The 12,584-nt window shown below is 74.1% G+C and carries 8 protein-coding genes; 2 read left to right on the plus strand and 6 right to left on the minus strand.

Annotation, left to right across the window (positions count from 1 at the left end; translation table 11 throughout):
• Positions 1–110: 110 nt before the first annotated feature.
• From ACZ7G1_RS32645 to speB, 5 genes are all read right to left on the minus strand, one after another.
• Entirely contained in the window at positions 111–1,556 is a 1,446-nt protein-coding gene (locus ACZ7G1_RS32645) for an aminopeptidase (protein ID WP_470876380.1), read from the minus strand.
• Between the two features lie 99 nt (positions 1,557–1,655).
• Positions 1,656–2,078 (minus strand): hypothetical protein, encoded by a 423-nt coding sequence (locus ACZ7G1_RS32650; protein ID WP_470876381.1) that lies wholly within the window; start codon positions 2,076–2,078, stop codon positions 1,656–1,658.
• Positions 2,079–2,214: 136 nt separating this feature from the next.
• Positions 2,215–5,946 (minus strand): ABC transporter ATP-binding protein, encoded by a 3,732-nt coding sequence (locus ACZ7G1_RS32655; protein ID WP_470876383.1) that lies wholly within the window; start codon positions 5,944–5,946, stop codon positions 2,215–2,217.
• 212 nt (positions 5,947–6,158) lie between these two features.
• Entirely contained in the window at positions 6,159–7,841 is a 1,683-nt protein-coding gene (locus tag ACZ7G1_RS32660; protein WP_470876384.1) for a thiamine pyrophosphate-binding protein, read from the minus strand.
• A 91-nt stretch (positions 7,842–7,932) separates the two neighbouring features.
• A complete protein-coding gene (gene speB / locus ACZ7G1_RS32665; protein ID WP_470876385.1) occupies positions 7,933–8,916 on the minus strand; it encodes an agmatinase in 984 nt (327 codons plus the stop codon).
• 131 nt (positions 8,917–9,047) lie between these two features.
• On the opposite strand from speB, the gene ACZ7G1_RS32670 reads away from it, so the two are divergent.
• Positions 9,048–10,661, plus strand: a complete 1,614-nt coding sequence (locus ACZ7G1_RS32670; RefSeq protein WP_470876386.1) for a PucR family transcriptional regulator ligand-binding domain-containing protein — start codon at positions 9,048–9,050, stop codon at positions 10,659–10,661.
• On the opposite strand, the gene ACZ7G1_RS32675 is transcribed toward ACZ7G1_RS32670, so the two are convergent.
• Complete coding sequence (locus ACZ7G1_RS32675; RefSeq protein WP_470876387.1) at positions 10,655–11,260, minus strand: hypothetical protein; 606 nt, start codon at positions 11,258–11,260, stop codon at positions 10,655–10,657. The genes ACZ7G1_RS32670 and ACZ7G1_RS32675 overlap by 7 nt on opposite strands.
• A gap of 163 nt (positions 11,261–11,423) precedes the next feature.
• Between ACZ7G1_RS32675 and ACZ7G1_RS32680 the strand changes: the two genes are divergently transcribed.
• Positions 11,424–12,584 (plus strand): helix-turn-helix domain-containing protein, encoded by a 1,161-nt coding sequence (locus ACZ7G1_RS32680; RefSeq protein WP_470876388.1) that lies wholly within the window; start codon positions 11,424–11,426, stop codon positions 12,582–12,584.

Genomic DNA, 12,584 nt, shown 5'->3' on the forward strand with positions numbered 1-12,584 from the left:
CCCCCCCCCCCCCCCCCCCCCCCCCCCCCCCCCCCCCCCCCCCCCCCCCCCCCCCCCCCCCCCCCCCCCCCCCCCCCCCCCCCCCCCCACCGTCGGCTACGGGGAGGGCGTCACGGCCTCAGGCCGTGCTCCCGGGTCGTGTCCTCGTCGACCGCCGAGTCGAGGCGGCTGTCGAAGCGGGCGAGGGGCTGGGCGGCCGCGACGGCGGGCGCCGGGACACCGGCCCAGGCGAGGATGCGGGCGGTGGCGTTCTCGCGCTCGGCGTCGACGAGCCCGGCGACGTTCGCGCCGTGGTTCCCGCCCGGCGCGACGTACACGTAGCTGTCGCGGGCGCCCTTGCCGAGGCGGAACTGCTCGGCGCCCCACGGGTCGTTCTGGCCGTACACGAACAGCATCTGGTTCGCGTTCTTGCGGACCCAGTCGTCGACGTCCCGCATGACCTGCGGCTTGAACTTCATGGGGATCGAGCGGGGCACGAAGCTGCTGGCCGGCTGGTAGCCGTAGCGGCTCAGGCCGTTCAGGTGCGGCTGCTTGATGGTGGGCGAGCCCAGCTCGGTGGCGGCCTGGTAGTAGTACGGCGTGTAGTACTCGAGGCCCTGGTCGGTGTACGCGGACCAGCCGGAGTACGCGTCGATCGTCTCGTACACGGTGTCGTCGGAGGCGGTGGCCGCGTCGGGGATCTGGTCGCAGACGTCCTGGCCGTAGTACTGCCAGAAGCCCCAGACGAAGTCGAGGACGACGGCCTCGTAGGCCTTGTCGAGCGAGCCGACCGTGTTGAAGGTGGCGCCCTCGGACTCGGCCCAGGCCTGGTACTTCTTCTCCAGCGGCGCGCGCCGGACGAGCGCCTCGCGCTGCATGTTGTTGAGGCGGTCGCGGCAGTCCTTGGTGCCGACGTTCTCGAAGAACCGGTCGTAGGCCGAGTCCTCCTTGTTGACGACGTCGTTGGGGGCGACGTACGCGACGACGCCGTCCATGTCACGCGGGTAGAAGCGCTCGTAGTAGGTGGCGGTCATGCCGCCCTTGGAGCCGCCGGTGGAGAGCCAGTTCTTGCCGTAGATCTTCTTCAGCGCCGTGTAGATCCGGTGCTGGTCGCTGGCCGCCTGCCAGATGTCGAGCTTGGACCAGTCCGCGGGCTGCGGGCGGGACGGCGTGAAGAAGCGGTACTCCATGGAGACCTGGTTGCCGTCGATGATGCGGGTCGGCTCGGTCCTGCTGGGGGTGGTGCTGAGGCCGTATCCGCTGGTGCGGAAGACGGTGGGGCGGCTCGTGTCCTTGTGCAGGAGCGAGAGCCGCTGCTTGAAGGTGCCCGCCCACGGGCGGTGGTGATCGATCGGCTGGACGTACTCGAGAACGAAGTAGCGGTAGCCGGCGTACGGCTTCTCCTCGATGAGGCTCATCCCGGGGATAGCCAGGATGCGGTCCTTGATGTCCGTGCTCTGCGAGTCGGCGACGGCCGTGGTGTCGGTCTCCGTGTCCGCGGCGGTAGCCACGCCCGTCGAACCGACGGTGCCTATGAGCACCGACAGCGACACCAGCCATCCAAGCGACTTGCGCATTCGTCCTCCCCTTGGTTCACAACGGTGTCGCGAACCTAGCGGGGGCAACGTGTGGACCGCCAGACCCAGTTGGTCCTTACCCTTGGACTTTCCTGCGCATCAGCACAGGATCCAGCTCGTCGCCGTGCCCCGCCCGGCCACCGAAGCGGTCGCGCGGACGCAGCGGTTGAGGGCGTGGACCGTCAGCGGGCCCGTCGTCCGCTCGAACCGGCCCGAGCGCGCCACGGTCCGGCCGCCGCGCGGCTGGAGCGACACCGTCATCGGCCGGCGCGGGCCCGGCCGCTTCGCCACGGTCACCGCGCAGACGTACTGCCGGGTGCGGTAGAGCCGCAGCTCCCCGGTGGCGAAGGCGATCGTCTTGGTGGGCCGCCCGTGGCAGACGGAAGCGGCGTCGGCGGTCCCGCCGCCGGGGCCGGGTCCGGGCAGCAGGAGCAGCGCGAGGGCGGCCAGGAGGGGGGTGAGCACGCGGGCGAGCAGCCGGCGGCCGCCTCTGCGGCGCGCGGTCGTCGGGTCCGTGGCCATGGGTTCCCCTCCCGAGTGAATCGCCGTACGGGCATACGGCCGTACGACGCACCCGAGGCCGGAATGGTTGCCTCCGGTAGTGCGGGCGGGGGACGCGGGCCCCCGCCCGTACGTACCTCTCAGCCTCCGGGGACCCTCAGACCCGCTCCGGCTCCGCCTCCCCGATGAAGGTGCTCCACAGCGTGGCGTAACGGCCGCCGCGGGCGAGGAGCTCGTCGTGGGTGCCGTCCTCGGCGACGCGGCCGTGGTCCATGACGATGACCCGGTCGGCGCGGGCCGCGGTGGTCAGGCGGTGGGCGACGACCAGGGTCGTGCGGCGCCCGGCGAGGCGGTCGGTGGCCTGGTTGACCTGGGCCTCGGTGGCCAGGTCGAGGGCGGCGGTGGCCTCGTCGAGGAGCAGGATGTCGGGGTCGACGAGCTCGGCGCGGGCCAGGGCGATGAGCTGGCGCTGGCCCGCGGAGAGGTTGCGGCCGCGTTCGGCGACGGCGTGGAGGTAGCCGCCGTCGAGCGTGGCGATCATGTCGTGGGCGCCGACCGCGCGGGCGGCGGCCTCCACCTCGGCGTCGGTGGCGTCGGGGCGGCCGTAGGCGATGGCGTCCCGTACGGTCCCGGCGAAGAGGTAGGACTCCTGCGGCACGACGCCGAGCCGGTGGCGGTACGCGGTGAGGTCCAGGTCCCGCAGGTCGGTGCCGTCGGCGGTGACCCGGCCGGCCGTCGGGTCGTAGAACCGGGCGACCAGCTTCACCAGGGTGGACTTTCCGGCGCCGGTCTCGCCGACGAAGGCGACGGTCTGTCCGGCCGGGATGCGCAGGTCGATGCCGGTGAGGGCCGTCTCGTCGCCGCTGCCGGCCTCGCCGCCGTACCCGAAGGAGACGTTCTCGAAGGCGATCTCGCCGCGCAGCGAGCGCACGTCGAGCGGCGTCGCCGCGGGGGCGGTGGAGGTGGGCTCCTGGAGCAGGTCCTGCATGCGCTTCAGCGAGACGGAGGCCTGCTGGTAGCCGTCGAAGACCTGGGAGAGCTGCTGGACGGGGGCGAAGAAGAGGTCGATGTAGAGGAGGTAGGCGACGAGGGCGCCGGTGGTGAGGGTGCCCGCCTCGATGCGGTTCGCGCCGACGATCATGACGGCGGCGGCCGCGGCCGAGGAGAGCAGCGTGACGAACGGGAAGTAGATCGAGATCAGCCACTGGCCGCGGACGCGCGCCGAGCGGTACTCCTCGCTGCGGGCGCCGAACCGGTCGGCGACGGACTGCTCGCGGCGGAAGGCCTGCACGATCCGGAGGCCGGAGACGGACTCCTGGAGGTCGGCGTTGACGACGCTGATGCGGTCGCGGGCCAGCTCGTACGCCCGCACGCTCGACCGGCGGAAGAAGTACGTGGCGACGGCGAGGACCGGCAGGGTCGCGAAGACGACCAGGGCGAGCTGGAGGTCGAGCACGAGCAGCGCGACCATGATCCCGAAGAAGGTCACGACCGACACGAAGGCGGTGACCAGGCCCGTCTGGAGGAACGAGGACAGGGCGTCCACGTCGGTGGTCATCCGGGTCATGATCCGGCCGGTGAGCTCGCGCTCGTAGTAGTCGAGGCCGAGCCGCTGGAGCTGGGCGAAGATCTTGAGGCGCAGCGCGTAGAGGACCCGCTCGCCGGTGCGGCCGGTCATGCGGGTCTCGGCGGTCTGCGCGACCCACTGCACGAGCACGGTGACCAGGGCGAGCGCGGAGGCGGCCCAGACGGCGCCGATCGCGAGCCGGTTCACGCCCTCGTCGATGCCGTGCCGGATCAGGACCGGCAGCAGCAGGCCGGCGCCGGCGTCGAGGGCGACCAGGCCGAGGCTGATGAGCAGCGGGAGGCCGAAGCCGCGGAGCAGCCGGCGAAGGCCGTACGCGTCCTCGGGCGAGACGGCCCGCTCCTCGTCGATGCCGGGGGTGTCGGAGGCGGGCGGCAGGGCGGCGACGGCGGCGAGCAGCTCGGGGGTGGCCCCGGGCGCCGGGCTCTCCCGGTCGGCGGCCCCGTCCCGTACCCACAGGGTGGGGGTGATGCCCCGCTCGGCGTCGAACTCGGCGTCCAGCTCGGCCCGCAGCGTGCGGTCCTCGGGCAGTTCGGCCCGCGGGGCCGCGTGGCCGGGCGAGACGGCGCCCAGTTCGTCGGGATCGGTGAGGAGGCGCCGGTAGAGCTCCGAGCGCTCCTCCAGTTCCTCGTGGGTGCCGATGTCGGAGAGCCGGCCGCCGTCGAGGACGGCGATCCGGTCGGCGAGGCCGAGGGTGGAGCGGCGGTGGGCGATGAGCAGGGTCGTACGGCCCGCCATGACCGACTTCAGTGCCTCGTGGATCTCGTGCTCGACCTTGGCGTCGACGGCGGAGGTGGCGTCGTCGAGGAGGAGCAGCCGGGGGTCGGTGAGGATCGCGCGGGCCAGCGCGAGGCGCTGGCGCTGGCCTCCGGAGAGGGTGAGGCCGTGCTCGCCGACCTTGGTGTCGTAGCCGTCGGGCAGCTCGGCGATGAACCGGTCGGCCTGGGCGGCGCGGGCGGCCGTCTCGATCTGTTCCCGCGTGGCGTCGGGGGTGCCGTACGCGATGTTGGCGCGGACCGTGTCCGAGAAGAGGAACGAGTCCTCGGGGACGAGCCCGATCGCGGCCCGCAGCGAGTCGAGGGTGAGCTCGCGGACGTCGTGGCCGCCGACGAGGACGGCGCCGTGGGTGACGTCGTAGAAGCGGGGCAGCAGCAGCGAGACGGTCGACTTGCCGGAGCCGGAGGCGCCGACGACGGCGACGGTCTCACCGGGCCGGATCTCCAGGGAGAAGCCGTCCAGGACCGGGCGGCCGTCCTCGTAGGCGAAGGACACGTCGTCGAACTCGACGGTGGCGGGAGCGCCGGCCGGGAGTTCCTTCGTGCCGTCCTCGATGTACGGCTCGGTGTCGATGAGCTCGGCGACCCGCTCGACGCCGGCGCGGGCCTGCTGGGCGACGGTGAGGACCATGGCGAGCATCCGGACCGGGCCGACGAGCGAGGCGAGGTAGGAGGAGAAGGCGACGAAGGTGCCGAGGGTGATCTGGCCCTTGTAGGCGAGCCAGCCGCCGAGCGCGAGGACGGCGACCTGGCCGAGGGCGGGGACGGCCTGGAGCGCGGGGGTGTACCGGGCGTTCAGCCGGATCGTCCGCAGCCGGCCGGCGAACAGCTTCCGCCCGGCCTCCCGGATCTTCCCGGTCTCCTGCTCCTCCTGCCCGAAGCCCTTCACGACCCGGACGCCCGTCACGGCCCCGTCGACGACCCCGGCGACCGCCGCGGCCTGCTGCTGCGCGTGCCAGGTGGCCGGGTGCAGGCGGGTACGGCTCCGCTTGGAGATGAACCACAGGGCGGGGGCGACGGCGAGCGCGACCAGCGTGAGCGGGAACGACAGCCAGGCCATCACGGCCAGCGAGATGAAGAACAGCAGGAAGTTCCCGATGGTCATCGGGAGCATGAACAGCAGGCCCTGGATCAGCTGGAGGTCGCTGGTGGCCCGTCCCACGACCTGCCCGGTGGACAGCTCGTCCTGCCGCCGCCCGTCGAGCCGTGTGATCGTCCGGTACATGTCCGTACGCAGGTCGTGCTGGATGTCGAGGGCGAGCCGCCCTCCGTAGTACCGGCGGATGTACGTCAGCGCGTACACGAGCAGCGCGGCGCCTATCAGCAGCCCGGTCCAGGTGCCGAGGTCCCGGGTCTTCGTCCCGATGACGTCGTCGATGATCACCTTGGTCACGAGCGGGACGAGCGCGAGCACGGCCATACCGGCCAGCGACGACCCCAACGCGAGCAGCGTGTTCGCCTTGTACCGCCACGCGTACCCGGCCAGCCTCCGCGCCCACCCCTGCTGTTTCCGCCCGACCGCCGCCACCAGTGGCCTCCCGTTCGTCCTGCTCTACCGGAAGGCCCAACACGCCCGACGTGCCATTTCATCCCGCGTTCACAAATCTCGGACCGTGGTCCTAGGACCACGGTCCGCCGCTCAGACCGACCCGGGCGGCGCCACCCACCGCGTGGGCTGGCCGGTGACGCCGGCGATGGTCTCGATGGGAGGCTCGGAACGGCTCCGCAAACGCCGTTCGCTCACAGGTGGGTCGGCTCGAACATCCTCAGGAGGGCGGGGAGGACGACCACCGACGGGCCGGGGGTGGCGAGGGCCTTCGCCAGGTCCGTGGACAGCGTCTCCGGGGTCGTGCGGACGGCGGGGACGGCGAAGGAGTCGGCGAGGGCGACGAAGTCGGGGCGGGTGAGTTCGGTGCCGGTGGTGGCGCCGAAGGCGTCGGTCATGTACTCGCGGAGGATGCCGTAGCCGCCGTCGTCGACGATCAGCCAGGTGACGTCGAGGCCGTACTGCTTCGCGGTCGCGAGCTCGGCGATCGAGTACATCGCGCCGCCGTCGCCGGAGACCGCGAGGACCGGCTGGGAGGGGTCGGCGACGGCCGCGCCGAGGGCGGCGGGGAAGGCGTAGCCGAGGCCGCCGGCGCCCTGGGCCGAGTGCATGGTGTTGGGGTGCCGGGCGTCGAAGGCGGACCAGGCCCAGTACGACAGGATCGTCATGTCCCAGAAGCTCGGCGCCCGCGCCGGCAGCGCCTCGCGGACGGCGGCGACGACCCGCTGCTCCAGGTCGAGGCCCTGGGCGGCGATCCGGTCCCTGACCTTGCCGAGGACGGCCGCGACCCGCTCGGGGGCGGTCGGGTCCTCGCGAGTCCCCACGGTCTCCAGGAGCGCCTGGAGGGCGAGGCGGGCGTCGGCGTGGATGCCGAGCGCCGGGTAGTTGGACTCCAGCTTCCCCGGGTCCGCCTCGATCTGGATCACCCGGCCGCGCGGCGCGAACGTCCGGTAGTTCGAGGACAGCTCCCCGAGGCCGGAGCCGATGACGAGGAGGACGTCGGCGTCCTCCAGGAAGTCGGTGGTGTGCCGGTCCTCAAGCCACGACTGGAGGGACAGCGGGTGCTTCCAGGGGAACGCGCCCTTGCCGCCGAAGGTCGTGACGACCGGGATGTCCAGCCGCTCGGCGAGCTGCCGCAGCTTGCCGGAAGCGTCGGAGCGTACGACTCCGCCGCCCGCGATGATCGCGGGCCGCTCGGCGTTCGCCAGCAGGTGCGCCGCGAGCGCCGTCAGCTCCGGCCGCGGCGCGGTCTCCTCGGGCGTCGCGTCCATCGCCGTGACCACCGGCAGGATCGTCTCCGCGAGCAGCACGTCCTGCGGGATCTCCACCCACACCGGCCCGTGCGGGGCGGTCAGCGCCGACTCCCACGCCGCCGCGATCGCGGACGGGATCTGGGAGGCCGTCCGCACGAGGTGCACGGACTTCACGACGTCCCGGAAGGACGCCTGCTGGTCCCGCAGCTCGTGCAGGTACCCGTGCCGCCCGCCCCCGAGCCCGGCCTCCGGGATCTGGCTGCCGATCGCGAGGACCGGAGCCGAGGCCGCCGCCGCCTCCTGCAGCGCGGCGAGCGACATCAGCGCGCCGGGCCCGGTGGAGAGCAGCAGCGGGGCGGCCTCGCCGGTGATCCGGCCGTACGCGTCGGCGGCGAAGCCCGCGTTGTTCTCGACCCTGAGCCCCACGTACCGCAGGGAGGAGCGGCGGAGGGCGTCGAACATGCCCAGGGCGTGCTGACCCGGCAGACCGAAGACGGTGGTGGCGCCGAGCCCGGCGAGAGTCTCGACGACGAGGTCACCGCCGATGCGGCCGGACGGCGGGTTCAGGGCCGCCTCGGTCTGCGCGGCGGTGGGCCGGAGCACCAGGTCGTGGTCGTGGGTCATGAGGTCCCTCGGGGCGTGGCTCGGCAGGCGGGCGAACCGGACGAACGGGCGGGCCGGGGTCCCTGTGCGGTGGCCCCCGGCCCTCCCGAGGCTACTTCGCGTCGGCCGCGCGGCTCGCGGCGATCTGACGGCTCATGATCGTCGTCAGCTCGTACGCGGTGTGCGAGGCGGCGACGGCGGTGATCTCGGCGTGGTCGTAGGCCGGGGCGACCTCGACGACGTCGGCGGAGACCAGGTTGCAGGACGAGAGGCCGCGGAGGATCTCCAGGAGCTCGCGGGAGGTCATGCCGCCGGCCTCGGGGGTGCCGGTGCCGGGCGCGTGGGCCGGGTCGAGGCAGTCGATGTCGATGGAGATGTACAGCGGGCGGTCGCCGATGCGCTGGCGCAGCTGGTCGGCGACCTCGTCGGCGCCGCGACGGTAGATGTCGGCGGAGGTGACGATGCCGAAGCCCATCTTCTCGTCGTCGGTCAGGTCCTGCTTGCCGTACAGCGGGCCGCGCGTACCGACGTGGGAGAGCGCCTCGGTGTCGAGGATGCCCTCCTCGACGGCCCGGCGGAACGGGGTGCCGTGGGTGTACTCGGCACCGAAGTACGTGTCCCAGGTGTCGAGGTGCGCGTCGAAGTGGAGCAGCGCGACCGGGCCGTGCTTCTTGGCGACCGAGCGGAGCAGCGGCAGCGCGATGGTGTGGTCGCCGCCGAGGGTCATCATGCGGGCGCCGGTGCCGAGGATCTCGTCGGCGGCGGCCTCGACCGTCTCGACGGCCTCGTTGATGTTGAACGGGTTGGCGGCGATGTCACCGGCGTCCGCGACCTGGGCGAGGGCGAACGGGGAGGCGTCCTGCGCCGGGTTGTACGGGCGGAGCAGGCGGGAGGCCTCGCGGATGGCGTTGCCGCCGAAGCGGGCGCCGGGGCGGTAGGAGACGCCGCTGTCGAAGGGGACGCCGACCACGGCGATGTCGGCGGTGCCGACCTCGTCGAGTCGCGGCAGCCGGGCGAACGTCGCGGGACCGGCGTACCGCGGGATGCGGGACGAGTCGATCGGGCCGCGCGGGGTGTTCTGGTCGCTGCTGCTCATGGCCGAGGCCTCCTGGGGGGTGTCGGTGTGCCAACGGGTCGGTGGGTCGCGCTCGACAGTAAGTGCCACGAAAGGGGCAGTGAAGTGGACACTTCCTCCACTGTACGGGCGGAGGGTGTACGAATTGACCCATGCCACCGTCTGCCCTCCCCGACGCCGCCCCCACTCCCCCGGCGCCGCCCGTCCCGCTCTCCGCGCTGCTCGCCCGCCCCGACCTGGGCCTCCGGCTGCTCGCCGGGCCCGGGGACGTCCCGCTGCACTGGGTGCACACCTCGGAGATGGCCGACCCGTACCCGTACCTCCTCGGCGGCGAGCTCCTCCTGACCGCCGGCGTGCAGCTGACGGATCCGGCGCGGTTCGTGGAGCGGGTGGTGGAGGCGGGGGCGGCGGCGCTCGGCTTCGGCGTCACACCGGTCTACGACACCGTCCCGGCGGAGCTGGTCGAGGCATGCGCCCGGCACGGCCTGCCGCTCGTCGAGGTGCCGCCCCGCACCCCGTTCACGGCGGTGGCCCGCGCGCTGTGGCGCCTGATGGCCGAGGCCCGGCTGCACGAACTCCGCCGGGTGACCGAGGCCCAGCAGTCCCTCGCGACCGCCGCCGCCCGCCCCGCCCCCGTCCCCGCCGTCCTCGGCGCCCTCGCCTCCCGCCTCGGCGGCCGCGCGGTCCTCTTCGCCCCGGACGGCACCGAATCCCTCACGTCCGGCCGCGACATCCCCGCCGAGGCCGCCGGGGCCCTGCGCGAGCTCGCGACCGTCGTCCGTCCGCGCCCGGCGCGTGACCTCGCCGGCCGGTCGGGCCCGGCGGGCCGCGAGGCCGGCAAGGCGGGTTCGGGGGGCCGCGAGGCCGGTCCGGTCGGGGAGGCGGCGGTGCGGGGGCCCGCGTCGGCGAGCGGCGACAGTGGGGGGCTGCGGCTGGCGGCGTACGCGCTGGGCGGCGGCGACGGGCTGACGCTCGGGGTCGCGACGGAGCGGCGCGGCCCGGGCGACCACACGATCGCGGGCGTCGCCGTGGTGCTGCTGTCCCTGCTGACCGCCCCCCACCGGGCCACGGACGCGACCGTCCGCGACGGCGCCCTGGTGCGGCTCCTGCTCGGCGCCGCCCCGGCGGAGGTCGCCGGCTCGCTGGGCGCGGGCGCCTGGACGGTGGTCCACGCGCGGGGCGGAGACGGCACCCCGTTCGCGGCGGCGGCGCTCGCGGCGGCGCTGGGGACCGCCCTGGTGGATGCCGGGACGGACCCGGCCGACGACGCTCCCGGCGCGCGCCCCGACCCGGACCGCCGCCCCGAGCCGGCCGGCGGCCGGCCCCACCTCGTACGGCTGCTCCTGCCCGCCTCCGCCGAGGTGACCGCCCAGCCGGGCTGGAGCCTCGGGGCGAGCGCCCCCGTGCCGGCGGCGGAGCTGCCCGCCGCCGACGCGCAGGCGGCGCGGGCGCTGCGCCGGGCGGAGGCCACCCGGGCGCCCCTGGTCCGGCACCGCCCGGGCGGCCTCGGCGCCCTGGTGGACCCCGACGAGGCCACCGCCTACGCCCACGCCCTCCTCGCTCCGCTCGCCGCGCCCCTCACCGAGACCCTCCGGGTCTGGCTCTCCCTGCACGGCAGCTGGGACCGGACGGCCGTGGCGACGGGCCTGCACCGCAACACGATCCGCCAGCGGATCGCCCGCTGCGCCACGCTCCTCGACCGGGACCTGGACGATCCGGACGTGCGGATGGAGCTGTGGTTCGCGCTGAGCGCTCCCCGTCAGTAGAGCTTGTTGACCGCGGTCTTCGTCGTGGTGCGGAAGGCGGTCAGCGGGGCGTCCTTCAGGTCGCCCATCTGGCCCCAGCGGACGAAGGTGACGGTCTTGCCGTCGCGGCCGACGGAGAAGAGGTGGATGTCGGTGTTGCCGACCTGCGGGTCGGCGGTGTCCAGGCTGTAGACCCAGGCGCCCTCCTCGACGGCGAGCTTGCCGTGGTAGGCGCTGACGGCGTGCAGGCCGGGGTTCTGCCGCTCCAGGAGGGGGCCGCAGCCGGCGAGGGACGTGCGGAGGGTGTCGACCAGCTTCACCGCGTCGGCCTCGGTGCGGGCGACGGTGGTGATCTGGACGGCGTTGGTGTCGAGCTCGGTGCTGAACTCTCGGTAGCGGGTGTTCTGCGCCGGGATCTTGTACGGGGCACAGAGGGCGCCGCCGTTCTCGGGGACGCCGTTGAAGATCTGGGTGGCGGTCCACGGCGTCGCCGACGGCGGCAGCTGGGAGGCGGCGAGGAAGGCGGGCAGGGCGGCGGCCTGCGCCGGGGCCGCGGCGAGGGCCGCGAGGCCCAGGGCGGCCGCGGCGGCGGTGGCGAGTGCGGTGCGGAGCTTGTTCATCGTGGTGGATCCCCCGTCGGGTGGTTCGGTCAGTGCTCGACCAGCGTCGGGCCGGCGCCCGCCGCCCGCAACGGTGACGCGCCGACCCTCCGTCCCGGAACCATTCCACCCCTGCTGACGTGCAAGGACGTGAAGGGTGGGACGCAGGGTCGAGGGGGATGGAATGCCGAAGGACGCCGCCGTCGAGGAGTTCGCGCGGCTCGTGCGCACGCTGAAGGCGCGGGACGGGAGGAGTTACGAGGCACTCGGCCGGCGCCTGAGCGTCAGCGCCTCCACTCTCCACCGCTACTGCTCCGGCGCGACCGTCCCCGAGGACTTCGCCGTGGTCGACCGCCTCGCCCTGCTGTGCGGGGCCGACGAGGAGCAGCGGCAGGCCCTCAAGGAGGCCTGGACCCGCGCGGACGGCGCCCGCCGTCCCCCTGCACCGGTAGGGGCACTGGTGCCCACCACGAAGCCCGCGCCCGAGCCCGGGCCGGAACTCGCGCCCGAGCCCGCGCCGGAACCCGTGCACCAGCCCCGGCCGGGACCCGTGCACGCGCGCGTGCCGGGCCTCCCGTCCGGGGGGCGGGGGCGGCGGTGGGGGTGGGTGGGCCTGGTGGGTGGGGCGCTGGCGGTGGTGGGGGCGGTGACGCTCGGAGCCGTACCTCTGCCGGGGAAGGCTAGGGAGGGGGCCGCCGAGCCACCGCTGCCGCTGACGTGGACGGTCGCCTCGCACCTGTGGAAGAACGGGTGCGGGCACACCTACCTCGTGGAGCGGACGCCGCCGCCCCCGCCGGAGCCGGCAGACGCGCGGAGTTGGGCGGTGGCGCAGGGGGCCGTGGACGGCGGGGAGACGCTGGTGCGGGTGTCGGTGCAGGGGAAGAGCGCGGCGGCGGTGGTACTCCAGGCGCTGCACGTGCGGGTGGTGGAGCGGAACGCGCCGCTGCCGTGGGCGGCGTACCGGACGGACGACGGGTGCGGCGGGGCGGTGACGCCGCGCCGCTTCGAGGTGGACCTGGACCGGCCGCGGCCGGTGCCGCGAGCCCTTGACGGGTACGACGCCACCGGGCAGGAGGGCCGGACGCTCCCGGCGGTCTCCTTCCCGTACAAGGTGAGCGCCGCCGACCCGGAGGAGCTGCTGGTCTTCGCGGGGGCGGCGGGGTGCGACTGCCGCTGGTACCTGGAGCTGGAGTGGAGCTCGGAGGGGCGCCGGGGGACGGTCCGGATCGGGGACGAGGACGGCGCACCCTTTCGGACGAGCGGGGCGAAGGGGCGGCCCGTGCACGGGTACGACTCCGTGGGGCGGGCCTGGATCACAGGCGAGGAGTCTGGACAGAGGGGTTGA

It is taken from the genome of Streptomyces sp. NPDC037273 (genome assembly GCF_055603625.1).